The organism is Actinacidiphila glaucinigra (assembly GCF_900188405.1).
Lineage (GTDB): Bacteria > Actinomycetota > Actinomycetes > Streptomycetales > Streptomycetaceae > Actinacidiphila > Actinacidiphila glaucinigra.
Window position 1 is genome coordinate 76439 of sequence record NZ_FZOF01000010.1, and the last position, 26211, is coordinate 102649.

The window sequence follows — 26211 nt, forward strand, 5'->3', positions numbered from 1 at the left end:
CGTCCGTTTCGCAGGACGTACCACGGTGTACGCGGAAGGTGTGGTCAGCGGTGATCGAAGTCCCCTCCCTGGACGGCTGGTTCCCCTCCGACGTGCCGGGGCCCGTCGCGCTCGCGGAGCACGTGCGGGCGACCGGCAACGGGCGGTGGTGGGCGGACCGGGCTGCCGCGCCGCGCGCCGTCGCGGTGGCGTGCGCGGACCATGTGCTGCTGGAGGGCGACCCCCGGTACGTCGACCCGGACGCTCTCGCTCCTCTGGCGAACGGCTACGTCCTGGCCCGCACGCGTTTCCTGCCGGTCCTGGGGGCCGCGTTCGAACACGTCGTTCCCTGGGAGCGGATGATCTGGGTGCAGTCACGGCCGGTGCCGCGCAGGCGGCCGCCGAGGGACGTGGTGGTGCGCAGGCTGGCACCGCGTGACGGGCCGGCCGTGGCCGCCGCGGGCGACGACGTCCGCTGGAACACCCGCAGTTGGGGCGGCGCGCAGGGGCTCGCCGCGTCGGGCCACGCGTGGGGGGCGTTCCGCTCGGGCCGCCTCGTCTCGCTGGCGTGCACGTACTTCCTCGGTGACCGGTACGAGGACCTCGCGGTCGTCACGCTGCGGGGCCACCGCCGCGAGGGTCTGGCGCTCGCGTGCCTGTCGGGCTTGTGCGGCGACGTCGCGGCCCGCGGCCGCACCCCCGGCTGGACGTGCTCGCGCGGGAACCGGCCGAGCCGCCGGCTGGCCTGGACGGCCGGTTTCCGGCTGTTCGGCGAGTACGTCCACTACGCCGTCGGGCGGCCCGCCGGAGCGGGTCGGCCCGGCGGGACGACCCGCGCCCTCGGAGCGCGCTGACGGGTACGACGCACCCCACCCGGTGGGCTCACCGGGCGGGGTGCTCGTCGTGCGCCGGCTCAGGGCTCGAAGCGGTAGCCCATGCCGGGCACGGTGATCAGGTGGCGCGGGTGGGCGGGGTCCGGCTCCAGTTTGTGCCGCAGGGTGGCGAGGTAGACGCGCAGGTAGTTGGTGCGCTTCTCGTTGCCGGGGCCCCATACGTCGCGCAGCAGCTGGCGCCCGGTGATCAGGCGTCCCGGGTTGCGCAGCAGCGGGGCGATCAGCCGCCACTCGGTGGGCGTGAGCCGCGGGGCCTCGCCCGTGCCGGCGCGGCGCTCGACGGTGAACGCGCCCAGGTCGACCCGGTAGTCCGCGATGGTGACGGTCTCCGGCTCCTCCAGCGCGGGCGGGCGGCGCAGCACGGCGCGCAGCCGGGCGGCCAGTTCGTCCATGGAGAACGGTTTGGTGACGAAGTCGTCGGCTCCCGCGTCGAGCGCCTCGATCTTGTCGGCCGGTCCGGTCCGGCCGGAGACCACGATGATGGGCAGCGGGCTCCAGGCTCGAACGCCGTGGATGATGTCGGTGCCCGCCATGTCGGGCAGGCCGAGGTCGAGGATGAGGGCGTCGGGCGGCTGCCGGGACACCAGCAGGAGTGCGGTGGCGCCGTCGGGCGCGGTGGCGACGGCGTAGTGACGTGCCGTGAGATCGATGTCCAGTGCCTTCAGGATCTGCGGTTCATCGTCGACGATCAGGACGCGCCTCATGTCAGCGACTCCTCCCCGCCGACGGGGGCGGCGGGCACGTCGGCAGGACCGTCGGCGGTGGGCAGGGACAGGACCATGGTGAGACCTCCGCCGGGGGTGTCCTCGGGGGTGAGGGTGCCGCCCATCGCCTCGGTCAGCCCGCGGGAGAGGGCGAGCCCGAGCCCGAGGCCGGTGGTGTTGTCGGTGTCGCCCAGCCGCTGGAAGGGTTCGAAGACCCGCTCCCGGTCGGCGGGCCGCAGCCCGGGGCCGCGGTCCGCGACGCGCAGCTCGATGCGCGGGCCGAGGGCGCTGGCACTGAGCAGGACGGCGGTGCCCTCGGGGGCGTGCCGCTGCGCGTTGGTGACCAGGTTGGCGATGACGCGTTCCAGGAGCGGTGGGTCGGCCAGCGCGTCCGGTATGGCGTCCAGGCCTTGGGTGGTCACGGGGACGTGGCTGTCCCCCAGGCTGTCCAGGGCGAGCGAGGCCACTTCGGCGACCGAGGAGGGTTCGAGGACCAGGCTCAGCGCGCCGGCCTGCAGCCGGCTCATGTCGAGCAGGTTGTCCACCAGGCGGTTGAGCCGGTCCAGTGACTCCTCCGCGGTGGCCAGCAGCTCCTGCTGGTCCTCGGCGGAGAACTCGACCTCCCGGCTGCGCAGCGAGCTGACGGCCGCCCAGGCGCCGGCGAGCGGGGTGCGCAGGTCGTGGCTGACGGCCGCGAGCAGCGCCGTCCGCATCCGGTCCGCCGCCCTGACCGGCTCCACCTCGGCGGCGGCCTCGGCCAGCCTGGCACGTTCGAGCGCGGAGGCCACGTGCCCGGCGAACGCGATGAGGACACGCCTTTCCGAGGCCGCCAGGCGCCGCCCGCGCAGCACGAGGACGTCGTCCGGGCCGACGGGCACGGCCACCCCGCCCTCGGCGGGGTCGTCCACCGTCGCCGCGCCCCCGTCCGAGCGGTGCACGAGTTCTGCCGACTCCATGCCGAAGGCCTCCCGCGTGCGGTGCAGCAGCGCCTCGACGGCCTGGTCGCCGCGCAGGATGCTCCCGGCGAGGGAGGACAGCGTCTCGGCCTCCGCGGTGGCGTTGGCGGCGCGTCTGGACAGCCGCAGCGAGCGGTCCACGATCGTCGCCACGGTCGCGGCGACGAGCGCGAAGACGGCCAGCGCCAGGACGTTGTTGGTCTCGCCGATGGTGAACCGGCCGATGGGCGGGATGAAGTAGTAGTTCAGCAGCAGGGACGCCGTGACGGAGGCGAGCAGCGCGGAGGCGACGCCGCCGATGCAGGCGACGCCGACCACGGTCAGCAGGAAGAGCAGCGCCTCGCTGGTGAGGTTGAGGTGCCCGCGGGTGTTGGCGAGCACCGCGGTGAGCAGCACGGGCAGGACGAACCCGGCGACGGGCCCTGCCACCTTGCGGGCCAGGGGCAGGCTGCTGGAGGGCACAGGCAGGAGGCGGCCACGTCCGGCCCGTTCGTGGGTGACCATGTGGACGTCGATGTCGCCGGAGCGTTCCACGATGGTCTCGCCGACGCCGCGTCCGGTCAGGAACTGCGCGAGCCGGCCGCGGCGGCTGGTGCCCATCACCAGCTGGGTGGCGCTCTCGGCCCGCGCGAAGTCCAGGAGCGCGTCGGGGACGTGGTCGCCGACGACCGAGTGGAAGGTGCCGCCGAGGCTCTCGACGAGGGCCCGCTGCTTGGCCAGCGCTGCGGGTGAGGTGTCGGCGAGGCCGTCGCTGCGGACGATGTGGACGGCGAGCAGGTCACCGCCGGCGGACCGGGCTGCGATGCGGGCGGCCCGGCGGATGAGGGTCGCGCCCTCCGGGCCGCCGGTCACCGCGACGACGACCCGCTCCCGGGTCTCCCAGACGCGCCCGATGCCGTGCTCGGAGCGGTACTTCTGCAGCGCCTCGTCCACGCGTCCGGCGACCCAGAGCAGCGCCAGCTCGCGCAGCGCGGTGAGGTTGCCGACGCGGAAGTAGTTCGACAGGGCCGCGTCGACCTTCTCCGGGGCGTAGACGTTGCCGTGCGCCATGCGGCGGCGCAGCGCTTCGGCGGGCATGTCGACCAGTTCGATCTGGTCGGCGCGGCGCACGACCTCGTCCGGGACGGTCTCCCGCTGCGGGACGCCGGTGATCTTCTCGACGACGTCGTTGAGCGACTCCAGGTGCTGGATGTTGACGGCGGTGATCACGTCGATCCCCGCCTTGAGGAGCACCTCGATGTCCTGCCAGCGCTTGGTGTGACGTCCGCCGGGAACGTTGGTGTGGGCCATCTCGTCGACGAGCGCCACCTGGGGTGCGCGGGCGAGGACGGCGTCGAGGTCCATCTCGGTGAAGGCGGTGCCGCGGTAGTCGCGTTCGGCCCGGGGCACGGTCTCGAGGCCGTCGAGCATCTCCTCGGTACGCGGCCGCTTGTGGCACTCGACGTATCCCACGACCACATCGGTGCCGCGGGCGGCCCGGCGGCGGGCCTCGTCGAGCATGCGGTAGGTCTTGCCGACTCCGGGGGCCGCCCCGAGGAAGACCTTGAGTCTGCCGGGCCGTCCGTGGGGGGAGCCGGCCGGGGCCGGGACGACTGGCTGCGTCACCGGGAGTCCTTCCTTGTGCGGGTGTCACGCCGCCCGGCGGCGCAGGTCGATCCTGCGCCGCCGGGCGGCGTGGTGTGGACGGTACAACGGTGGTGCAACGTCACTTCATCGCGGTGAGGGCGTGGTTGAGCTCCACGACGTTGGCCCGTTCCGCGCCGAGGAAGCCCAGGACCCGGCCCTCGACGTGGTCCTCCACCAGCTTGCGCACGGCGGCGGCGTCCAGGCCGCGGGCCTCGGCGACCCGCTCCACCTGCTCGCGGGCGTACTCCGGCGAGATGTGCGGGTCGAGGCCGGAGCCGGAGGCGGTGACGGCGTCGACCGGCACGTCCTCGGGCGCGACGCCGTCGAACTCGGCGACCGCGGCCCGGCGCTCCTTGATGGTCTTCACCAGGCCCTCGTCGTTCGGGCCGAGGTTGGAGGCGCCGGTGACGAGCGGGTCGTAGCCGCCGGGACGCGGCTGGAACCACTTCGGGTCCGGCTGGGCGACTTCCTCGGCGTCGTCCGGGTTCTTCTTGGGGAGGTTGAAGCTCTGGCCGATGAGGCTGGAACCGACGGTCTTGCCGTCCTGGGTGATCCTGGAGCCGTTGGCCTGGTCGGAGAACGCCGCCTGGGCGACGCCGGTGACCGCCAGCGGGTAAGCGATGCCCAGGAGCACCGTGAACACCAGCAGCATCCGCAGGGCTGCCACGTGGTTGCGCACCACTGAGGGCAGTGAGCCGAACATGATGGATCGCCTTCTTCTGTCAGCTGAGGCCGGGGATGAACTGGATGATCAGGTCGATCACCTTGATGCCGGCGAACGGCAGCACGAGACCGCCCAGGCCGTAGACCCAGATGTTGCGGGTCAGCAGCGAGGAGGCCGATGACGGCCGGTAGCGCACGCCGCGCAGGGCGAGCGGGATCAGCACGACGATGATCAGGGCGTTGAAGATGATCGCCGAGGTGATCGCCGACGCCGGGCTGTGCAACTGCATGATGTTGAGCTTGTCCAGGCCTGGGTAGGCGATCGCGAACATCGCGGGGATGATGGCGAAGTACTTCGCGACGTCGTTGGCGATCGAGAACGTGGTCAGCGCGCCGCGGGTGATGAGCAGCTGCTTGCCGATCTCGACGATCTCGATCAGCTTGGTGGGGTCGGAGTCCAGGTCCACCATGTTCCCGGCCTCCTTGGCGGCCGAGGTGCCGGTGTTCATGGCCACGCCCACGTCGGCCTGGGCCAGCGCCGGGGCGTCGTTGGTGCCGTCGCCGGTCATCGCGACGAGCTTGCCGCCCGCCTGCTCCCGCTTGATCAGCGCCATCTTGTCCTCGGGCGTGGCTTCCGCGAGGAAGTCGTCCACGCCCGCCTCGTCGGCGATCGCCTTGGCCGTCAGCGGGTTGTCACCCGTGATCATGACCGTGCGGATGCCCATCCTCCGCAGCTCGTCGAACCGCTCCCGCATGCCGTGCTTGACGACGTCCTTGAGGTGGATCACGCCGAGCACCCGGGCGGTGCCGTCCTCCTTGGCGGCCACGACGAGCGGCGTACCGCCGGACTGGGAGATGCGGTCGACCAGCGACTGCACCTCCTCGTCGGCCCGGCCGCCGTTGGCGGCGACCCACGCGGTCACCGCGGACGCGGCGCCCTTGCGGACCTGGCGGCCGTCGACGTCGACGCCGGACATCCGGGTCTGCGCCGTGAAGGGCACGAACTCGGCGTGGCCGAGCTCGCCTTCGTGCCGCTCGCGCAGCCCGTACCTCTCCTTCGCCAGGACGACGACGGAGCGCCCCTCGGGCGTCTCGTCCGCCAGCGACGACAACTGCGCGGCGTTGGCCAGCTCGGCGGCGGTCGTGCCCTTGACCGGCAGGAACTCCGACGCCTGGCGGTTGCCGAAGGTGATGGTGCCGGTCTTGTCCAGCAGCAGGGTGTTGACGTCGCCGGCGGCCTCGACGGCGCGTCCGGACATCGCGAGCACGTTGCGCTGCACCAGGCGGTCCATGCCGGCGATGCCGATCGCCGACAGCAGGCCGCCGATGGTCGTCGGGATGAGCGCGACGACGAGCGCGGCGAGGATCACGATGCTCTGCTCGGCGCCCGCGTAGATCGCGAACGGCTGCAGGGTGACGACCGCCAGCAGGAAGACGATGGTCAGCGAGGCCAGCAGGATGTTCAGCGCGATCTCGTTGGGCGTCTTCTGCCGGGCCGCGCCCTCCACCAGCGCGATCATCCGGTCGATGAACGTCTCACCCGGCTTGGAGGTGATGCGCACGACGATCCGGTCCGACAGCACCTTCGTGCCGCCCGTCACCGCCGAACGGTCACCACCGGACTCCCGGATCACCGGGGCCGACTCACCGGTGATCGCCGACTCGTCGACCGACGCGACACCCTCGACGACATCGCCGTCACCCGGGATGATCTGCCCGGCCTCGACGACGACGTGGTCGCCCAGCCTCAGGTCGGAGGCCGCGGCCTCCTCCTCACGGGGCGAGGTCGCCCCCGGCCGCCAGTCGGTCAGCCGACGGGCGACGGTGTGGGTCTTCGTCCGCCGCAGGGTCTCGGCCTGCGCCTTGCCGCGGCCCTCCGCGACGGCCTCGGAGAGGTTGGCGAAGACCACGGTCAGCCACAGCCACACGGTGATGACCCACGCGAAGACGCTCGGGTCCTTGATCGCCGACAGAGTGGTCAGGACCGCGCCGACCTCGACCACGAACATGACCGGGTTCTTGATCATGACCCGGGGGTCGAGCTTCTTGACCGCGTCCGGCAGCGAGGTGAGGAGCTGCTTCGGGTCCAGCATGCCGCCGGAGACCCGGTGCGGCTGCTGCGGCTCGGTCGGGGCGCCCCCCGGCGACGCGGGGGGTTCGAGGGTGGTCAGGGACATCAGGACAGGCCTTCCGCGAGCGGACCCAGCGCCAGGGCCGGGAAGTAGGTGAGGCCGACGACGATCAGGATCACGGCCGTCAGCAGGCCGACGAACTGCGGCCGGTGGGTGGGCAGCGTGCCCGCCGTGGCCGGCACCGGCTGCTGGCGCGCCAGGGAGCCGGCCAGCGCCAGGACGAACACGATCGGCAGGAAGCGGCCGAACAGCATGGCCAGGCCGAGCGCGGTGTTGTACCAGTCGGTGTTGACGGTGAGGCCCGCGAAGGCCGAACCGTTGTTGTTGGCCGCCGAGGTGAAGGCGTACAGCACCTCGGAGAAGCCGTGCGCACCGGTGTTGAGCATGCCGGCCCGCTCACCGGGCAGCGCCATGGCGAGGCCCGCGCCGACCAGCACGATCGCCGGGGTGGTGAGGATGTAGAGGGAGGCGAACTTCATCTCCCGGCCGCCGAGCTTCTTGCCCAGGTACTCCGGGGTGCGGCCGACCATCAGACCGGCCACGAAGACCGCGATGATCGCCAGGATGAGGATGCCGTAGAGGCCCGAGCCGGTACCACCGGGGGCGATCTCGCCGAGCATCATGTTGAAGATCGTCATCCCGCCGCCGATCGGCGAGTACGAGTCGTGGAAGGAGTTGACCGCGCCGGTGGAGGTGAGGGTGGTGGACACGGCGAACAGGGCCGAGCCCCAGATGCCGAAGCGCTGCTCCTTGCCCTCCATCATGCCGCCCGCCACGTGCCCGGCCTGGCTGCTCACGCTGTGCAGCTCGTTGACGGTGACGATCGCGACCGAGGCGGCCCAGATGACGCCCATCACGGCGATGATCGCGTAGCCCTGGCGGTTGTCGCCGACCATGCGGCCGAAGGTCCGCGGCAGCGAGGTGGCGATCACCAGCAGGAGGTAGATCTCCAGCCAGTTGGTGAAGGCGTTGGGGTTCTCGAAGGGGTGGGCGGAGTTGGCGTTGTAGAAGCCGCCGCCGTTGGTGCCCAGCTCCTTGATGACCTCCTGGGAGGCGACGGGACCGCCGGTCAGGCTCTGGTGGTCGCCGATGAGCGTCGAGATGGAGTCCACGCCGTGGAAGTTCTGCACGGCGCCGCCGGCGACCAGCACGATCGCGAAGACGAAGGCCAGCGGGAGCAGGACCCGCACGACGATCCGGGTGAGGTCCACCCAGAAGTTGCCGACGCGGTCGGTCTTGCGGCGGGTGAAGCCCCGGATGAGGGCGGCGACGACGGCGATGCCGACGGCCGCCGACACGAAGTTCTGCACCGCGAGACCGGACATCTGCACCAGGTGGCCCATCGTGGACTCACCGGAGTAGGACTGCCAGTTGGTGTTGGTGACGAAGGACGCGGCCGTGTTGAAGGATACGCCGGGTGTCACGGCGGGCATGCCTATGGACAGCAGCAGGTGGCTCTGCAGCCGCATGAAGGCGTAGAGGAAGAGGACGGAGACGGCCGAGAAGGCCAGCACGCTCCGCAGGTAGACCGACCACTTCTGGTCCGCGTCACCGTCGACCCCGCCGAGCCGGTACGCGAAGCGCTCGACGCGCAGGTGCTTGGCGGAGGTGAGGGTGTGGGCGATGTGGTCGCCCAGCGGCCGGTAGGTCAGGGCCAGCGCGCCGACGAGCGCGAGGATCTGGAGCCAGCCCGCGAGGGTGTCGTTCACTAGAACTTCTCCGGGTAGATCAGCGCCAGCACCAGGTAACCGACCAGGGCCACGGCGACGACGAGTCCGACGGCGTTTTCGACGCTCACAGCCGCTCCGCCCCCTTGGCCACGAGGCCGAGCACGGCGAATACGGCGAAGGTGAGGACGATGAAGGCCACATCTGGCATGCGGAGACACCCCGGAAGTCGTATGGGGACGTTGCCGCGCACCCGGTCGGGTCCGCGGCCCCGGTGAAAAGCCGGTGTACGTAGCGAAGCGCCCCGCAGTACCCCCGACGGGGTTCGTTAGCGGGTTCCTGACGCGGGCCCGGAGCGCCTTGACGGCACTTTGACGGGGCCCGCAGGAATGGGACGGCGCGCACGCGGCGCGGCCCCCGGGCGCGGGAGTCAGGCCGCGTCGCGGGCTTCCGGGCAGGTGCGTGGGCGGCGGGTCGGCCTGGTCATGCGGGGGGGGTGAAGTGGGAAGCGGGGTCAGAACCGCACGTAGACGTTCTTCGGCTGGGTGTAGGACTCCAGCTCCTGCATGCCCTCCTCACGGCCGACGCCCGAGTTCTTCACCCCGCCGAAGGCGGCCCCGGGGATGTGCGCCGAGCTGGCGTTGACCCACACGTAGCCGGCGCGCAGGTCGCGGGCGGCGGCCATGGCGGTGTGCAGGTCGGTGGTCCAGACGCTGGCGGTCAGGCCGTACGGCAGTGCGTTGGCCTCGGTGATCGCCTGGTCGTACGACTCGAAGGGCGCGGCCACCAGCACCGGGCCGAAGATCTCCTCCTGGAACAGCGGCCCGGAGGGGCCGGCGGGGGCGGAGAAGAGGGTGGGCCGGACGTAGTAGCCGGGGCGGTGCAGGGCGCTGCCGCCCGCGACGAGGCGGAGGGCGGGGTCGGAGAGCCCCGCCCGGATGTAGGAGGTCACCTTGCGGTAGTGCTCTGCGGAGACCAGGGGGCCGATGTCCGTGGCGGGATCCGCCGGGTCGCCGAGGCGCATGGCGTCCATGCGCCTGCCCACCTCGGTCACCACTTCCTCGAACAGCGAGCTGTGGACGAGCAGGCGCGAGGTGGATCCGCAGCTCTGGCCCTGCCAGGTGAAGTTCATGCCCGCCATCGCGCCGTCGACCGCCGCGTGCACGTCGGCGTCGGCGAAGACGATCAGCGGGTTCTTGCCGCCCAGTTCGAGGGTGACGGTCTTGACCGCGGCGCTCGCCGCGCGCGCCTGGACGCGGCGTCCGGTGGCGGACGAGCCGGTGAACGCGATGCGCGGGACGTCGGGGTGGGTCACCAGCCGTTCGCCCGCGTCGGGGCCGAGGCCCGGCACGATGTTCAGCACGCCGGGCGGGACGAGGCCGGCGGCCAGTTCCCCCAGGCGCAGCGCGGACAGCGAGGTCGCCTCGGCGGGCTTCAGGACGACGGTGTTGCCGGCGAGGAGCGGCGCGGCGATGCGGGCGGCCGCGAACATCAGGGGGTGGTTCCAGGGGACGATCCGCCCGACGACACCGAAGGGGTCGCGCAGCGTGTAGTCGAAGGCGTCGTGGTCGGCCACGGGGATGGTCTCGCCGCGCAGTTGGAGGGCGAGTCCGGCGAAGTAGCGCAGTTCGGCGACGGCAGCGCGGAAGTCGCCCCGCATGACCCCGATCGGGCTGCCGTTGTCGATGGTGTCGGTCCAGGCCAGTTCCTCGCCGTGGGCCTCGATGGCTTCCGCGAGCGCGACCAGCGCCCGTGCCCGGTCCGCGACGGAGGTCGCGGCCCAGGCGGGCGCCGCCGCCAGGGCCGCCTCCACCGCGGCGTCGATGTCGGCGGCGCCGCCGAGGGGTATCCGGGTGACCACGGTCTCGTCCGCGGGGTTGATCACGTCCATGGTGTCGCCCGAGGCCGCTTCGGTCGCCGCGCCGCCGATCAGCATGCGCCATGGGCGGTCCACGATCTCGCCCGCGGTCGGTCGTGCGCCGGTCGCGCCGTACGGATTCGACAGCTCCGAAATACGCATACACTCCAGGTTTGCACCAATATGTGCTGCTTACAGTGATTGAATGTTCTATATAGGGCAAACAGCGCGTATAGCGCAGCCCAAGGAACCGTCCACGGCCGTGAGGGGCTGACTCAGCCGTCCAGCCAGCCGCGTTCACGCGCGAGGAGCGCGATCTGGAACCGCGTCCGGGCGCCGAGGGCGGTGCCCGCCTCGCTGACGTGCTTCTGCACCGTCCGGCGGCTCACGCCGAGCACCCGGGCGATGGCGTCGTCCTTCATCCCCGTGGCCATGAGGTGGAGGATCTCCCGGGTCCGTTCGTCGGTCTCGACCGCCTCACGCTCGCGGCGCGGAGCGGGCCAGTCCTGACGGCTCTCCAGCGAGACCGGCGTCGCGCGTTCCCAGATGCCTTCGAAGAGCGCCACACACACCTCGATCAGGGCCGGGGAGTGCACCACCAGCGAGCCCGCCGAGGGGCGGTCCCCGTGGAGCGGGAGGAGGGCGGCGGTCCGGTCGAAGAGGGCCAGCTTCACGGGAAGCCGTGTGCCGAGGCGGAATTCACCGCCCACCGCGGTGCCCCGGATCGCGGTCTCCAGGGACACCTCGTCGGTGAATCCGTCGGCCTCGTACACCGACCGCAGCCGCACTCCGGGGACGACGGCGGTGCGGTCCGGGTCCCGGTGTCCCGAGTCGTCCGCGGTCTCCGTCACATACGGTGGTTTCGCCAGGTGCAGCACCTCGCTCCTGCTGCCCTTCAGCAGGTGCGCGTAGCGGGCTGCCACCTCGTCGCCGTGCTCCAGCACCTCCACCAGGTCGGGCGCGCCGGGGTGCGCGGCGGAGCGGTAGAGCTCGTCGAGCTGCTCCATGAACAGCTCCGTGCGGGCCAGTTCGCTCCGGCGGCGGGCGAGCAGCGAGCCCAGCGAGGAACGCGGCGGGCCGGCCTTCCAGCGCGGGGACCCGCCGGGGATGCGGATGACCAGGAGTTCGTCCTCCAGCGCCCGCAGGGCGCGCTCGGCCCCTCCGGCGGACGTGCCGACCGCCTCGGCCACCGCGGCGGCGTCCGCCGAGGGGTGGCCCACCAGGTACTCCAGGACCCGTGCGCCCAGGGGATCCAGCCCCGTACCCGCCCAAGGACCTCCCGACGAGACTTCCATGCCGCCTGCCACCCCTGTACGTCCGCGCACCGGCTCATGATCGTACGCCTCGCGGAACGGCCGGCGGGGGCCCGGTCCGGCGTGTGCCGGTCCGGGCCCCCGTCGGGCTGCTGCGGTGTCGCGGCCGCTCAGCGGCAGGTGCCCGCGGGGCGGGCCCGGGTCACCAGGTCGGTGTCCGTGGTGGTGGTGTCCATCCACAGGACCCGGTTCCCGGTGCCCGCGGCGGCGTTGGACTGCTGGCCGTGGCTGCAGGAGACCCGGCCCAGCGGGTCGCCCTGCGGGGTGAACTGCCAGAGCTTGGCGAGCGAGTCGTTGTAGTCGTCGAAGACCTGCGAGAACGAGGAGTACAGGGTCAGCGTGACCGCGGTGTCCGACGCCGTGAGGCCGTACGCCCGGACGGGGCGCGGGCCGTTCTCCGCGATGACGTCGGTGACGGTCGAGCCGTCGAGCGACGCCCGGCGCAGGGTGGTGTAGGCGTCGTCGGTGTAGTCGGTGTCGATCAACCAGTACACACCGGCCGCGGTGATCACCGGCGTGCTGATCCACTCCGGCTGCGAGGGCGTGCCCAGCGCCGTGGACTTGCCGGTCCTGGTGTCGAAGACCTCCACGACGATCCCGTAGGTGCCGTCGAACATGCCGTCGTGGATGTAGGCGATGCGCCCGTCCTTGACGGCGGGCTCGGCCGCCTGGTTGTAGTCCCGGCCGAGCGGGACCTGCTGCGGGGTGGTGGCGCCGCCCGTGAGGTAGGAGACCCGCTGCAGTCCGGTCGTCTCGTCGCGGTGGGACCAGGCGACCGTGTCGCCGTCCACGCTCAGACCGCTGATCTCCGAACCGGTGCTGAACAGGGTCTTGACGGGGCCGCCGCCCACGGGCGCGGACAGGATGTCGTAGGTGCGGGCCCAGGGGTCGTCACCGGGGACGTCGCCGACCGCGACCCACACCACACGCTTGCCGTCGGTGACCGGGCTGAGGTGCGAGCGCCCGTCGACCGGGGAGATCCGGCGGGGCTTGCCCTTGCCGTCGGTCCGGCCGGTCCACACGGCGTACGGCTCGGTGCCGTCGGCGCTGGACTTCGGGGCGGCCCACCAGTCGCCGCGCGCGCTGGGGCTGTTGCCGGTGCCGACGAACGACATCAGGGTGCCGAGCCGGCCGAGGAGGACGTCGCTGTCCAGGCCGAGGTCCTTCTCCCAGCCGGGGACGATGCCGTGGGCGTCGAAGGCCTTCTTCACCTTGGCCATGCGGTCGCCCTTGACGTGCAGCGACTTGGCCGCGGCGACGACCGCGTCCCGGCCCTCGTCGAAGCCGTCGAGGGGGGTGATGTAGGAGGTGAGCGCCTTGTACACGATCTGGTCGGCCAGTTCGGCGCCCAGGCTCTCGCGGATGTCCCAGAGCGCGCCGCTGAAGATCGTGGAATTCACGTGCACGCCGCCGTTGTCGTACGAGGAGCCGAGGGGCAGCCCGAGGAAGCCCTTCGTCGTGGCGCCGTCGTTGAGGTCGCGGAAGGCGCAGTCCTTCGGTGCCCGGGTCCGGCAGAGGTCGCCGCCGATCAGGCTCGCCTCGGGGTCGGTCATGGAGGTGCGGTTCACGGTGACGTCGATGGCGTTGCCGAGGTAGTCGGCGATGGCCTCGTTCATGGCGCCGGACTGGCCGGCGTAGACCAGGTCGGCGGTGTGCTCGACGACGCCGTGGGTCATCTCGTGGCCGACGACGTCCAGGTCGGAGGCGAGGGAGCGGTACTCGTCGTCACCGGTGCCGTAGACCATCTTCGTGTGGTCCCAGAAGGCGTTGACGAACGGCGAGCCGAAGTCCGTGACGCCGACGAGGGAGTTGATGGCCATGCCCTTGCCGTCGAGGCTGTCCCGCTGGAAGGTGCCGCGGTAGAACTCGTAGACCTTCCCGGCCGCCCAGTGGGCGTCCACGGCCCCGCTGTCGGTCATCTCCTGCGGCGCCTTCGTGGTCGGCATCGCGAACGGCACGACGCTCTCGGGCCACTGCCCCGACACGTCCTGGTACCAGACGCTGGAGGCGTCCCAGGTCTGGATGACGTTGCGGCTCTTGCTGTCGGCCATGTGCGCGGAGTCGCGCAGCAGGTACTGGCCGGTGGCGGCGTCCTTGGTGAGGTTCAGCGGCACGGTGGCGCCGTGGAGGAGGACACCGCTGCCGGTGACGCCCGTCGAACCGGTCGCGGGAGCCGCGGGCGCGCCGCCGCGCATCGAGGTACCGCTGCGCATGGACGTGCCGCTGCGCCGCGCGGCGGCGCCGGCGGAGGCCGTCGGGGCGAAGGTGGGCAGACCTCCGTACTCGAACACCGCGATGCCGGTGGCGGCGTCGACGAAGACCTCCTGGACCACGGGCGCGCCGGTGGCCGGGTCGGTGCCGCGCACGGTGACGTGGCGGGCCAGCACGCCCTTGCCGGTGGGCAGCACGGTCAGCCCGCGGTCGGTGCCGGTCAGCCCGTCCTTGGCGCTCTTGGCGTGCGACGGGCGGTAACCGCCCTTCGCCAGCTCCTCCCGCACCTGCCGCACCGCGTTCTGCACCGCGGTGGGCGTGGGGAGGGTGGGGCGGGTGGTGTCGAGGTCGAGGGCGGTGAAGTAGCTGCCGGAGGTGCCGGTGACGGTGCGTTTGCCGTTCTTGTGGGTCATGCGGACGACGTACTGGGCGCCCAGGACGGGGATGCCGCGGTACTTCTGGCCGAGGCGGACGGTCTCGGTGCCGTCGGGGTCGGTGGTGACGGTGTCGGTGGCCAGGTCGCGGTCGGGGGCGGGGATGCGGTAGCGGTCCTGGTGGCCGGCCAGGTGGGCGCGGGCGGCGGTGGCGGCGGGTACGGAGGCGTCGGCGGGTTCGGTGAGGCCGTCGACGAGTGCGGGGGTGGCGGTGGAGGGCTGCGGCGTCGGAGCCGCCGTCCCGGTGCCGGTGGTGGGGTCGGCGGCGTGGGCGGGGGCGGTCAGACCGGTGACGCCCAGGGCGACGGCGGCGGCCAGCAGGAGGGACAGGCCGGTGCGGCCGGTGCGGTGAACCGGTCTGGGCCGTATGCGTGTTGACATGGACGAATGCCTCCGGCAGCCCGGCGTGACCCCGGGCTCGGTAGTGGGACATCGGATGCTCGGCGCACCATCGCGCCCGCGGCTCGCCCTGCACCCTGCTGGCGATCACACCCGGGTGACAAGACGAAAGCCGGGGGGAGTACGCGCAGTTGCACAGATGGGAACGGCATCCGGCCCCGGAAGCCAGTCTGTTTCGGTCAGCCGCCGCCGTAGCGGGCGAGCAGCGCCGCGACGTAGGCCTCCAGGCGCGTCGCGAGCGCCGCCGGGGTGAGGTCGCGGCGGCCGAGTTCGCGCCAGGGGACGGCCACCTTCTCCGCGTCCGGTGCGAAGGCGAGGGCGTCCAGGAGCCGCCAGTAGAGATGGGCGCGGGGGGATCCGGTCAGATGGCCGCCGGCGGCGGTGTAGAGGTCGGCGAAGCGCATCCCGGCCGCGGGCCCGTGCAGCAGCGCGAGTGCCGTGGCGCAGTGGGCGACGTCGAGGTCGGCGGGGCCCCAGGAGGTCTCGACCCAGTCGACGACGCCGCTGATGCGCAGGTGCCCGCCGTGCCCGGTGAACAGGACGTTGCCCGGGTGGAAGTCGCGGTGCAGGAAGCCGCCTTCGTGGGCGGGCGGGTCGCGGCGTATGACGTCCACCGCGCGGGCCCACAGGTCGGGACGGCTCGTGTCCTCGGGCGGCCGGACGCGCTCGGGCGCCGTCCAGGGCTGGTAGGTGCGGGGCCGGTCCTCCTCGCCGACGTACAGGCCGTGGATGCGCACGAGTTGGCGGGCCAGCAGCCAGGCCCGTGCCCCGGCCTCCGCGTCCTGCAGGCGTACGCCGCCCGGGAGATGGGACATGAGCAGCGAGGGGTGGTCGCAGTGCTCCGCCCTCGCGTCGACGGCGTGGAACTCGGCGGCGGGGACGGCGGTCGGGCCGAGCAGCTTCAGGATCCGCGCCTCACGGGTCAGCAGGCCCTCCGCGTGCCGCAGGTAGAAGGGCTTCACGAAGGAGCGCAGCACCAACTGGCGGCCCTCTCCGGGCCCGGAGACCCGCAGGCGGAGCATCTGCGAGGTCCAGCCGCCGCGCAGCCGCTCCGCAGAGTCGACGCGTTCCCCCTCGCGCAGGTGGCGGTGCACCCAGGCCCGGGTGGCCGTCCAGCCGGGCTCGTTCCCCTCCGATACGGTCATCGGGGCACCCTACCGGGCCCGTTGGTCAGGCGGTGGCCTGCCGGCGTGCGCCGAGCACCATCGCGATCAGGGACCTCGCGGTGGCCCGGAGGCGGTCCGCGTCCTGGTAGACGCGCTCGATGACCACGGTGCCCCGGGTCATGGTGACCAGCACCCGCGCGGCCTCGATGGGCGGGACGGTGAGCAGCCCGGCCGCGTCCTCGCGGGAGAGCCGTTCGGCCATGACGCCCTCGAGCCGGTCCAGCATGCCGCGGATCGCGATCCGGATGGGTTCGGCGTCCGCCTGGGTGTCGGTGGCGGTCTTGGTCGACAGGCAGCCGCGGGCGGGGGTGCCGCGGGTCATGGAGGCGATGGTGAAGTCGAAGAAGTCCTCCAGTGCGCGCCGCACGTCCGGCTGGTCCAGGGTGGCGGCGGCCTCGGCGACGAAGGCGTCCGCGTAGTCCCGGAAGACGCGCAGGAACAGCGTCTCCTTGTCGCGGTAGGCGTTGTAGAGCGAGCCGCGCTGCACTCCGGTGGCGGTCGCCAGGTCCTGCATGGAGGTCGCTCCGTAGCCCTGGTCCCAGAAGACGTCCAGGATCCGGCCCAGGGTGTGCTGCTCATCGAACTGACGCCGTCCAGCCATGGCCCCACCGTAATCAATCTTTGACGGCTCCGTCAAAGTTTGCAAGGCTGTCAAACATGACGGGGTTGTCAAAGATGGCCCGGACGGCGGACGGACCGGGCGGCGCCCGGGTCGGCCGTGACCGGGCGGAGAGCGGAAACGAGCACATGAGCACCACACCACCGGGACCCGCCGCGTGGCGGGCGATAGCGGCGGGCGCGAGCGCGAGCTTCGTCGGTATCGGCCTCGCCCGGTTCGCCTACACGCCCCTGGTTCCCGAGCTGATCAACGCCCACTGGTTCTCGCCGTCCGCCGTGGCCTACCTCGGCGCGGCCAACCTCGCCGGCTACCTGGCCGGCGCGTTGAGCGCCCGGCGGGTGGGGCGGTGGCTGGGCGACCGCGGGGCCCTGCGGTGGATGATGGCGCTGGCCACGCTCGCACTGCTGGCCTGCAGCGTTCCCGTGTCGGTGCCCTGGTTCTTCTTCTGGCGCCTGGCCTCGGGGCTCGCGGGCGGCGTGATCATGGTGCGGGTGGCCGGCGCGGTGCTCCCGTATCTGAAGGGGGAGCGGCGCGGGCTGGCGGGCGGCGCGATCTTCGCGGGGCTCGGCGTCGGCATCGCCGCCTCGGGCACGCTGGTGCCCTTGCTGCTGCACCTCGGCCTGAGCCGGACCTGGACGGGCCTCGCCGTCCTGTGCGCCCTCCTCACCGCGCTGAGCTGGAACGGCTGGCCCCGGCCCACCGCACCCGCGGTCCCCTCGGCTCCGGGGGAGGGCCAGGGCAGGCCCGTCCGCCCGGCGCGGCTGAGGCTGCTGCTCGTGGAGTACGCCCTGATCTCGATGGGGCTCACCCCGGCCATGGCGTTCCTCGCCGACTTCGTCAGCCGGGGTCTGGGCCGCGGGTCCGCGGGCTCCACGGTCTGGATCCTGTACGGGCTCGGCGCCCTCGTCGGCCCCACCCTCTACGGCCTGCTCGGCGACCGCCTCGGCTTCGCCAGGGCCCTGCTGCTGATCACCCTGGTGCAGGCGGGGGCCCTCGCCGCGCTCGCCACGGCGCACAGCCTGCCCGAGATCGCGGTGCTGAGCGTCGTCATCGGGTCCTTCCCGCCCGGTGTCGTGCCGGTCGTGCTGGGCCGCGTCCACGAACTCGTGGGGCGGCGTCCCGAGGCGCAGTCGGCGGCATGGGGCAGGGCGACCGTCGCCGGTGCGCTGTCGCTGGCCCTCTCCGCCTACCTCTACTCCTATGTCTTCGCCCGCAGCGGCCAGGACCACCGCACGCTGTTCCTCATCGGCGCAGCGGCCCTCGGCCTGGCGCTGGTCGTCGGTGTGGCCGCGCGGTTCGCCCGTGTGCCCGTGGCCGCGGAGGAGGAAGCCGCGTACCACGTCGCCGGGGTCCGGGGCGCGTCCGTGCGGGAATAGGGCGCCGGGGAGTGGCGGGGTTGCGACATGTCGCAGAGTGGACAGACCGCCGGCGTTCCCCGCCGGCCGCCGGGCCGGAGCCGTCCGCCGGTGCGCCGGCCGTGCGGCCTCCCCTTCCCGGGAGTGCCGCCCGGGCCCTGACGGGACGGCAAAAGACATGGTCAGTGGCGCTGCCAAGATGGGCCGGCCACGGACGTGCCTCCGGTGGCGCCGCGGGGGAGCGGAAGCGGCGGTTCCCCGGCATCGCGACCGCCGCGCGCCGCGTTTGCTCCACATGTCCCCACCAGCCGAGGAATGTCGTCGGCGCATTGATCAACAGCCTCGGCAACTCGCATATAGTGACCGCGAGTTCCCCGCGAACACGGAGCCCGTCCGGGATTCGTGTGCGTGGTGGTGCCCGTTTTTGCCGGATTCCCGCTCCGCCCATCCCATCCGTCCAGACGGTCCCGAGGTCCTGATCGATGACAGCGCAGACCGCGCTACCGCGCCCGCGGACCGGGCGCCTGCGCATCCCGGCACGGCCGCGTGAGCAGCGTGCTCCGCTCGCGTACCTGGCGCGGGCCCTGGCGGCACCACTGGTGGTGACCATTCCGGTGGCCGTGTGGCTGATCGTCGCCGCTCCCGGGTCGCTGCGGGCACCCGCCGCGGCCGGCGCGGCCGCGGGGATCCTCGCCCTGGTCGTGGCCGTGGCCGTGGCGGCGCAGGAGCGCTGGCGGGCACGGCGGCTGGCCGGGCAGCTCGACGCCCTGCGGGCCGAGGCGGAACGTTTCGCCGATGAGCTGCTGCCCGCCGCCGTCCGCCGGATCACCGCCGGCGAGACCGTCGACCGCGTGCTCACCGCCGTACGGGAGCCGCTGACCGGCCCTCAGCGGCGCATGCTGGCCCTGATCGCCGACCGCGTGGGCAGCAGCGAGTCGCGCCGCGCCGCGGCGATGGCCGTCGGAGCCAACGCCGCCGGGCGCATGCAGGCACTGGCCACCGGCATGCTGGCCGACCTGCGGCAGATGGAGCACCGCCACACCGACCCGGCCGTGCTGCACGACCTGCTGCACCTGGACCACCGCACCGCGCAGGCCGGCCGCCTCGCCGACAGCATCGCCGTGCTGACCGGGGCCCGGTCCGGACGCCGGTGGGCCAAGCCGATCCGTATGGAGTCGATCCTGCGCGGCGCCATGGGGCGCATCGCCGGCTACCAGCGCGTGCGGCTCCACTCCACCAGCGAGGTCGCCGTCGTCGGCCACGCCGCCGAGGGTGTCATGCACGCGCTGGCCGAACTCATGGACAACGCGGCCAACTTCTCCCCGCCCACCGCCGAGGTCCACGTGTACGTGGAGGAGGTGCCCGCGGGCTCGGTCATCACCGTCGAGGACAGCGGCCTGGTCATGGGCGAGGTCGCGCTGCGCCGTGCGCAGAGCGCCGTCGCCGCCGGGTCCGGGGACCTGACCGGCCTGTCCGGGACCAGGCTCGGCCTGACGGTCGTCGGCCGACTGGCCCTCAAGCACGGCCTGACCATCTCCTTCCGGCCCTCGGCCCGCGGCGGCACCGGCGCGGTCATGATGATCCCGCAGGAACTGCTCACCGTCCCGCGCCCCGGCATGGACGCCGGTCCCGACGCCGAGCCCCTCCTGCCCCCGGAGGTCCCGGCCACCGCCCCGTCCGTCCCGGCCCCCGCCGAGACGCCCGACCCGGACGAGGAGGCCCGGCACACGGCGCCGGAGCTGGGTGAGAGCGGCCTGCCCAAGCGCCGCCGCGGCCAGACGCTGTCCGCCGCCGGCCACGACGGGCCCGGCCACGACCGGCCCGCCGCACGCCCGAGTGCGGGCTCGGCCGGCCACGGCACGGCGGCCGAACGGGCCGCGCGGTTCAGTACCTTCCGCAGCGCGGTGCACGGCACCACCCCCGCCGCACCCGCACCCGCCCCCGACCACGAGTCCCCCGCATCCGCGCCCGGCGCGGACCGCGACGAGCACAACGCGACGGCCCCATCCCCAGAAAGCGACGCGCGATGACCGCACCGGCCACCGGCCACACCAGTACGGACGAGCGGCTCAACTGGCTGCTGGAGAACCTGCTGGAGCGCACCCCGGGCGCCCGCCACGCCCTGGTCCTGTCCCGGGACGGGCTCAAGCTGTGCCGCACCCCCGAGCTCTCGGTCGACCAGGCCGACCAGCTCGCGGCGATCTCCGCCGGCATCCAGAGCCTGTCCCAGGGCGCGTCCATCGAGTTCGGCGACGGCAGCGGCGGCGTACGGCAGGCCATGGCCGAGTTCTACGGCGGGATCCTGTTCATCGTCGAGGCCGGCGACGGCGCCCACCTCGCGGTCGTCGCCGACGACGACGCCGAGGTCGGCCTGATCGGCCACAACATGCACGAGCTGGTCGAGCAGCTCGGCGAGCACCTGAGCGCGCCCCCGCGCGAGGTGCCCGGTGAGGACGGCGACGGCGCATGACACCCCGCCCGGGCCGGGAGGAGGATCCGGACCGGCTGTACACCCTGACGTCGGGTCGCAGCCGGCCCGTGTCCGACGCGTTCGACCTGGTGACCCTGGTGGTCGCCGAGTGCGATCCGGTCCCGGGGATGCAGTCCGAGCACGCGGCGATCCTGCGGATCTGCCGCCGGCCCACCGCCGTCGTCGAGCTCGCCGCCGACCTGGGACTGCCGGTCGGCATCACCCAGGTGCTCCTGTGCGACCTGCTGGACACCGGCCGCATCAGCGCCCGGCACCCCCGTACCGTCCGGACGGCGGCTCAACTTCCGGACCCCGAGATCCTGGAGCAGGTGCTCGTTGGACTACGCAACCTCTGACCCCGGCCTCGTTCCCGGCCCGCCGGGGCCCCGGGCACCGCTCGACGCGAGCGCCGACAACGGGCTGAAGATCGTCATCACCGGCGGGTTCGGCGTCGGGAAGACGACCATGGTGCGCTCGGTCAGCGAGATCCGCCCGCTGAACACCGAGGAGACCATGACGCAGGCCGGTGCCGCAGTCGACGACCTCGCCGGTGTGGGGACCAAGTCCTCCACCACCGTGGCCTTCGACTTCGGCCGGATCAGCGTCAACGCGCGGACCGTGCTCTATCTGTTCGGCGCGCCCGGGCAGGAGCGGTTCTGGTTCCTGTGGGACCGGCTGTTCTCCGGCACGCTCGGCGCGGTGGTGCTCGTCGACACCCGCCGCCTGGACGACTCCTGGTACGCCATCGACCGCCTGGAGCACCACGGCACCCCGTTCGTGGTGGCCCGCAACGACTTCGGCGGACCCAAGCACTCCGAGGAGCAGGTCCGCGACGCCCTGTCGCTGGCGGACGGGGTGCCGCTGGTGGACTGCGACGCGCGGTCCCGGCAGTCCTCCAAGGACGTCCTGATCACCCTCGTCCAGCACCTGCAGACCCTGTCCGCCGCCCACCCGCGCGCCCGGGAGATGACCGCCCCGTGACCAGCCAGCCCACCGCGGCCGCCGGCACCGACCCGTTCGCCGGGGCGGTGCCGTTCAGCGGTCCGCGATTCCACGTCGAACCCGCCGCTCTCTACCGGGAACTGCGGCGCGACCACGGCGCCCTGGCCCCCGTGACGCTCGACGGAGGCATTCCGGCCTGGCTCGTGCTGGGCTACCGGGAACTCCTGCACGTCACCGGCGACCCCGTGCTCTTCAGCCGCGACTCGGACCTGTGGAACCAGTGGGACCGCATCCCCGACGACTGGCCGCTGCTGCCCATGATCGGGCGCAAGCAGCCCTCGATCCTCTACACCGTGGGCGAACGCCACCGGCAGCGCGCCGCGATGATGGGCAACGCCATGGAGGCCATCGACGCGGTCGAACTGCGCCGCTACGCCGAGCGCTACGCCGACGCGCTCGTCGACACCTTCTGCGGCGGCGGTACGGCGGACATCCTCGACGAGTTCGCGATGCTGCTCCCGGTCCGCGTGCTCGCCAGGCTGTACGGCTTCCCCGAGGAGCAGGGCCCCCTCCTGGTGAAGGCGGTCAAGGACCTGGTCGACGGCGGCCCGGACGCCATCGCCGGCCAGACGCACGTCTACACCGCGATGACCGAACTGCTCGAGGCGAAGAAGGAGCAGCCGGGCGCGGACGTCGTCTCGCGGATGCTCGCCGACCGGTACGACTTCTCCGACGAGGAGATCGTGCAGGACCTGATGGTGATGACCGTGGCCGGGCACCAGCCCACCGCGGACTGGATCGGCAACTCGCTCAGGCTGATGCTCACCGACGACCGCTTCGCCGCCTCGTTCACCGGCGGCCGGCACAGCGTCGGGCAGGCCATGAACGAGGTCCTGTGGGAGGACACCCCCAGCCAGAACATCGCCGGGCGGTGGGCCAGCCGCGACACCCGGCTCGGCGGGCGCCAGATCGCCTCCGGCGACCTGCTCATCCTCGGCTTCGCCGCGGCCAACGCAGACCCCCAGGTGCACCTGGAGGCCGGTGCCTCCACCAACGGCAACAACGCCTGGTTCTCCTTCGGGCACGGCGAGCACCGCTGCCCGTTCCCGGCCCAGGAGATCGCCGAGGCCATCGCCCGCACCGGCATCGAGGTGCTGCTGGACCGGCTGCCCGACATCGAACTGGCGGTCGACCCCGCCGATCTGGTGCGCCGTCCGTCCCCGTGGCTGCGGGGCATGACCAAGCTCCCCGTGCGCTTCACACCCACCCCCGTGCTAGGAGAACTCTGATGGAATGCCCGGTCACCGGCCACCACGCGGCCTCCCCGATCGTGCTGGACCCGCTGGTGGGCGACCTCGTCGCCGAGAGCACCGCGCTGCGTGAGGCGGGCCCGCTGGCCGCGGTCGAGCTCCCCGGCGGGGTGCCGGTGTGGGCCGTGACGCACCACGCCGAGGCCCGCGCGCTGCTGACCGACCCGCGGCTGGTGAAGGACATCGCCCACTGGGACGCCTTCACCCGCGGTGAGATACCCGCCGACTGGGCGCTGATCGGCCTGGCCAACCCCGGCCGCTCCATGCTCACCGTCGACGGCGCCGACCACCGCCGCATGCGTGCCCTGGTCGCCCAGGCGCTGACCCCGCGCCGCGTGGAGCAGATGCGGGCCCGGATCGAGGAGCTGACGGCCGGTCTCCTGGAGCGTGTCGAGGAGGCGGCGCGCGAGGGCGACGTACTCGACCTCAAGGCCACCTTCGCCTACCCGCTGCCGATGTACGTCGTACAGGAGCTGATGGGCATCGACGAGGCCCACCTGCCGCGGCTGAAGGTGCTGTTCGAGAAGTTCTTCTCCACCCAGACCCCGCCCGCGGAGGTCCTCGCCACCCTCGGCGAGCTCGCGGCCCTCATGGCCAAGACCGTCGCCGACCGGCGCGCCGAGCCCGGCGACGACCTCACCAGCGCTCTCATCGCGGCCTCCGAGGACGGTGACCACCTCACCGACGAGGAGATCCAGAGCACCCTGCAGCTCATGATCGCCGCGGGGCACGAGACCACCATCTCCCTCATCGTGAACGCGGTCGTGAACCTGCTCACCCACCCCGACCAGCTCGCGCTGGTGCGGGAGGGCAAGGCGAGCTGGGAGTCGGTGGTGGAGGAGACCCTGCGCCACTCCACGCCCACCTCGCACGTGCTGATCCGCTTCGCCACCGAGGACGTCCCCGTGGGCGACAAGGTGATCGCCAAGGGCGAGGCGCTGATCGTCTCCTACGCGGCGATCGGCGGCGACGAGAAGCAGCACGGCCCGAGCGCCGGCGTCTTCGACATCACCCGCGACCACCCCATCCGGCACATCGCCTTCGGCCACGGCCCCCACGTGTGCCCGGGCGCCGCGCTGTCCCGGCTGGAGGCCTCGGTGGCGCTGCCCGCCCTGTTCGAGCGCTTCCCGAAGCTCGACCTGGCGGTCCCGGCGGCGAAGCTGCGCAACAAGCCCGTGGTCACCCAGAACGACCTCTACGAGCTGCCGGTCACCGTCCACTGACCTACCGTCGGTGTCCGGCACCTCCCCGCGCCGCTCGTGCCGGTGCGGGGCGGTGCCGGTCCCGTCCGGCCCCGTGACGACGACCGCGGGACGGCCCCGCCCGGCACGCCGGGCGGGGCCGTCTCCGTCAGACGCCGATGTCGCGGCCGTCCTTGCGCCACACCACGACGACGGAGGGGCGGGGGATCCGCTTGCCGCCGTCGGGCCAGCGCGAGGACGGGTTCTCGTACGTGGAGGCGTCGGTCTCGCCGGGGTGCTGCACCGCGACCAGGACGCGCTGGTCCTGGACGATCGGGCCGCACGTCTCGGCACCCTTGGGCACGCTCAGGAACTGCCGGACCTGACCGCGCTTGTCACCCTTGACCGCGACACCGAAGAGGGCGTCGTGGGTGCCGAGGGTGCCCGGCGCGCCGTCGGTGGAGATCCACAGGTTGCCGTGCGGGTCGAAGGCCACGTTGTCCGGGCACGAGATCGGGCTGACGTCGTCCTTCGGGAAGCCCGCGAAGTAGGTGGCGGGGTCGGCGGGGTCGCCCGCGACCAGGAACAGCCGCCACGCGAAGCGGTCGGCGGCCGGGTCGTCGAAGAACTCCGCCAGCTCCAGCACGTGCCCGTGCTTGTTGTTGCTGCGCGGATTGGCCTCGTCGGCACCGGCGGATCCGGCCTTGCCGCGGTTGGTGTTGTTGGTGAGCGCCACGTAGACGCGACCGGTGCGCGGGCTGGGCTCGACGTCCTCGGGGCGGTCCATCTTGGTGGCTCCGGCCTTGTCCGCCGCCATGCGGGTGAAGAGGTAGACCTCCTCGGCGGTCATGCCCTCCACGAAGGAGGTGGTGCCGCTCGCCAGCTTGATCCACTCGCCGGAGCCGTCGAACTCGCCGTCCGAGGGCAGCTTCCCGTTGCCGTCGAACTCGGCGGCCGGGCTGTCGCCCGTCAGCCGGGCGACGTAGAGCGTGCCCTCGTCCAGGAGCGACAGGTTGTGCTCGCGGACCGCCCGGCCGGTGCCGTGGCGCATCGCCTTGCTCGCCACGAACTTGTACATGTAGTCAAAGCGCTCGTCGTCGCCCATGTAGACGACGGGGCGGCCGTCGTCGGTGAGGCGGGGCTGCGCGGCCTCGTGCTTGAAGCGGCCGAGCGCGGTGTGCTTGCGGGGCGTCGAGTCCGGGTCGAACGGGTCGAGCTCCACGATCCAGCCGAAGCGGTTGACCTCGTTGGGCTCCTTGGCCAGGTCGAAGCGGTCGTCGAACCGCTCCCACTTGCGCTCGCTGGCCGCGCCGGCGATGCCGTAGCGCTTCAGCCGCTCCGCGGTGACCGGGTCGGTGACCGAGGCCGCGTTGCCGAAGTACTGGTTGAAGTTCTCCTCGCCGGACAGCACGGTGCCCCACGGGGTGGTGCCGCCGGCGCAGTTGTTGAGGGTGCCGAGGACCTTCGTGCCGGTAGGGTCGGCCTTGGTGCGCAGCAGGGGGCTGCCCGCGGCGGGGCCGGTCAGCCGGAAGGCGGTCCGGGTGTGGAGCCGGCGGTTCAGGCCGTGCCGGCTCACCGGGTACAGGCGGCCGGAGTGCCGCTCCTCCTCGACCACGACCACGCTGAGCCCGTGCGCGGCCCAGGCGATCTCGACCTGCTCGCGGGTGGGGTTCGCCGCGTCGTAGGCCGGGAACATGAGGATCTCGTCGGTGTACTCGTGGTTGGCGACGAGTACCTGACGGCCGCGCTCGCCGGGCAGGTCGAACAGGTGCAGGAAGTCGTTGTTGTAGCCGAACTGGCCGGCCTGCGCCGCGGCGGTCTGCCGCGCCTGGTCGAACGCGGGGGCGCCGCGCAGGATGGGGTCGCCCCAGCGGATCACGACGCTCTGGGCATAGCCCTCGGGGACGACGACGGCGTCCACGGTGTTCGGCTCGACGGGCCGGAAGCGCAGGCCCTTGGCGGCGTCGGGGTCGACGGTGCCGCCGTGACCGCCGTGGCCCCCGTGCAGCGGCTCGGGCGCGGCGGCGGCCACGTCGGTGCCGGACGTGACGGCTATGCCGCCCGCGGCGGCGGCCAGGGTGACCACGGCGCCGGTCCGCAGCATGGTGCGGCGGGAGAGGGCGTCCGCGACGACGTCGCCGAGGTAGGCGTTGCCGCTGGTGTTCGGGGCCTCGTGGGCGCAGGCGTCACCGCACTTGAACCGGCAGGTGAGAGCGGACCTGCCGCCGTCGTGACGGGGGAGCAGCGGAAGAAGTCTGTGCGGCCGCACAGTGCCTCCAAGTCTATGTTCCGGTATAGCGAATACCAAGGGACGGTAAAGAGCCCTGTTCTCG

The 26211-nt window shown here is 72.6% G+C and carries 20 protein-coding genes; 8 read left to right on the forward strand and 12 right to left on the reverse strand.

The features are described from left to right. Nucleotides 1–50: 50 nt before the first annotated feature. On the forward strand, nucleotides 51–833 hold the full coding sequence (locus tag CHF15_RS21690) for a GNAT family N-acetyltransferase (RefSeq protein ID WP_245938954.1): 783 nt from the start codon (nucleotides 51–53) through the stop codon (nucleotides 831–833). Nucleotides 834–892: 59 nt separating this feature from the next. Here CHF15_RS21690 and CHF15_RS21695 read toward each other — a convergent pair whose 3' ends face one another. The 11 genes from CHF15_RS21695 to CHF15_RS21745 form a co-directional block, all read right to left on the reverse strand. Beyond that, nucleotides 893–1576 carry a response regulator gene (locus CHF15_RS21695; protein ID WP_089225509.1) on the reverse strand — a complete coding sequence of 228 codons (684 nt, stop codon included), beginning with the start codon at nucleotides 1574–1576 and terminating at the stop codon, nucleotides 893–895. Continuing rightward, complete coding sequence (locus CHF15_RS21700; RefSeq protein ID WP_089225510.1) at nucleotides 1573–4137, reverse strand: sensor histidine kinase; 2565 nt, start codon at nucleotides 4135–4137, stop codon at nucleotides 1573–1575. The genes CHF15_RS21695 and CHF15_RS21700 overlap by 4 nt, the downstream gene beginning before the upstream one ends. Nucleotides 4138–4237: 100 nt before the next feature. Continuing rightward, nucleotides 4238–4861 (reverse strand): potassium-transporting ATPase subunit KdpC, encoded by a 624-nt coding sequence (gene kdpC, locus CHF15_RS21705; protein WP_089225511.1) that lies wholly within the window; start codon nucleotides 4859–4861, stop codon nucleotides 4238–4240. A 19-nt stretch (nucleotides 4862–4880) separates the two neighbouring features. Further along, complete coding sequence (gene kdpB, locus CHF15_RS21710) at nucleotides 4881–6998, reverse strand: potassium-transporting ATPase subunit KdpB (RefSeq protein ID WP_089225512.1); 2118 nt, start codon at nucleotides 6996–6998, stop codon at nucleotides 4881–4883. Next, nucleotides 6998–8662: a potassium-transporting ATPase subunit KdpA gene (gene kdpA / locus CHF15_RS21715; protein WP_089225513.1), complete on the reverse strand. Its 1665-nt coding sequence runs from the start codon at nucleotides 8660–8662 to the stop codon at nucleotides 6998–7000. The genes kdpB and kdpA overlap by 1 nt, the downstream gene beginning before the upstream one ends. Next, complete coding sequence (gene kdpF, locus CHF15_RS21720) at nucleotides 8662–8751, reverse strand: K(+)-transporting ATPase subunit F (RefSeq protein WP_018559386.1); 90 nt, start codon at nucleotides 8749–8751, stop codon at nucleotides 8662–8664. The genes kdpA and kdpF overlap by 1 nt, the downstream gene beginning before the upstream one ends. A 383-nt stretch (nucleotides 8752–9134) precedes the next feature. Further along, nucleotides 9135–10640 (reverse strand): aldehyde dehydrogenase family protein, encoded by a 1506-nt coding sequence (locus CHF15_RS21725; protein WP_089225514.1) that lies wholly within the window; start codon nucleotides 10638–10640, stop codon nucleotides 9135–9137. A 113-nt stretch (nucleotides 10641–10753) separates the two neighbouring features. Continuing rightward, a complete protein-coding gene (locus CHF15_RS21730) occupies nucleotides 10754–11773 on the reverse strand; it encodes a helix-turn-helix transcriptional regulator (protein WP_089225515.1) in 1020 nt (339 codons plus the stop codon). Between the two features lie 128 nt (nucleotides 11774–11901). After that, a complete protein-coding gene (locus tag CHF15_RS21735; RefSeq protein ID WP_089225516.1) occupies nucleotides 11902–14817 on the reverse strand; it encodes a M4 family metallopeptidase in 2916 nt (971 codons plus the stop codon). A 197-nt stretch (nucleotides 14818–15014) separates the two neighbouring features. Beyond that, nucleotides 15015–15980: a phosphotransferase family protein gene (locus CHF15_RS21740; RefSeq protein WP_089225517.1), complete on the reverse strand. Its 966-nt coding sequence runs from the start codon at nucleotides 15978–15980 to the stop codon at nucleotides 15015–15017. Nucleotides 15981–16005: 25 nt separating this feature from the next. Continuing rightward, nucleotides 16006–16602 (reverse strand): TetR/AcrR family transcriptional regulator, encoded by a 597-nt coding sequence (locus tag CHF15_RS21745; RefSeq protein ID WP_089225518.1) that lies wholly within the window; start codon nucleotides 16600–16602, stop codon nucleotides 16006–16008. Nucleotides 16603–16748: 146 nt separating this feature from the next. On the opposite strand from CHF15_RS21745, the gene CHF15_RS21750 reads away from it, so the two are divergent. From CHF15_RS21750 to CHF15_RS21780, 7 genes are all read left to right on the forward strand, one after another. Continuing rightward, the gene (locus CHF15_RS21750) at nucleotides 16749–17996 is read left to right on the forward strand and encodes a YbfB/YjiJ family MFS transporter (protein ID WP_245938955.1); all 1248 of its coding nucleotides are present in this window, start codon (nucleotides 16749–16751) and stop codon (nucleotides 17994–17996) included. A gap of 461 nt (nucleotides 17997–18457) precedes the next feature. Further along, nucleotides 18458–20005, forward strand: a complete 1548-nt coding sequence (locus tag CHF15_RS21755) for a sensor histidine kinase (protein WP_089225520.1) — start codon at nucleotides 18458–18460, stop codon at nucleotides 20003–20005. Then, entirely contained in the window at nucleotides 20002–20445 is a 444-nt protein-coding gene (locus CHF15_RS21760; protein ID WP_018557865.1) for a roadblock/LC7 domain-containing protein, read from the forward strand. Before CHF15_RS21755 ends, CHF15_RS21760 begins: the two co-directional genes overlap by 4 nt. Beyond that, complete coding sequence (locus CHF15_RS21765; protein ID WP_018557864.1) at nucleotides 20442–20801, forward strand: DUF742 domain-containing protein; 360 nt, start codon at nucleotides 20442–20444, stop codon at nucleotides 20799–20801. Before CHF15_RS21760 ends, CHF15_RS21765 begins: the two co-directional genes overlap by 4 nt. Beyond that, nucleotides 20782–21426 (forward strand): GTP-binding protein, encoded by a 645-nt coding sequence (locus tag CHF15_RS21770; RefSeq protein WP_089225521.1) that lies wholly within the window; start codon nucleotides 20782–20784, stop codon nucleotides 21424–21426. The genes CHF15_RS21765 and CHF15_RS21770 overlap by 20 nt, the downstream gene beginning before the upstream one ends. Continuing rightward, nucleotides 21423–22676, forward strand: coding sequence for a cytochrome P450 (locus CHF15_RS21775; protein ID WP_089225522.1), 1254 nt, complete (start codon nucleotides 21423–21425; stop codon nucleotides 22674–22676). Before CHF15_RS21770 ends, CHF15_RS21775 begins: the two co-directional genes overlap by 4 nt. Further along, nucleotides 22676–23920 carry a cytochrome P450 family protein gene (locus tag CHF15_RS21780; RefSeq protein ID WP_089225523.1) on the forward strand — a complete coding sequence of 415 codons (1245 nt, stop codon included), beginning with the start codon at nucleotides 22676–22678 and terminating at the stop codon, nucleotides 23918–23920. Before CHF15_RS21775 ends, CHF15_RS21780 begins: the two co-directional genes overlap by 1 nt. A 127-nt stretch (nucleotides 23921–24047) precedes the next feature. Here the strand turns inward: CHF15_RS21780 and CHF15_RS21785 are convergent, their stop codons facing one another. Beyond that, complete coding sequence (locus tag CHF15_RS21785; RefSeq protein WP_089225524.1) at nucleotides 24048–26147, reverse strand: PhoX family protein; 2100 nt, start codon at nucleotides 26145–26147, stop codon at nucleotides 24048–24050. Nucleotides 26148–26211 lie beyond the last annotated feature (64 nt).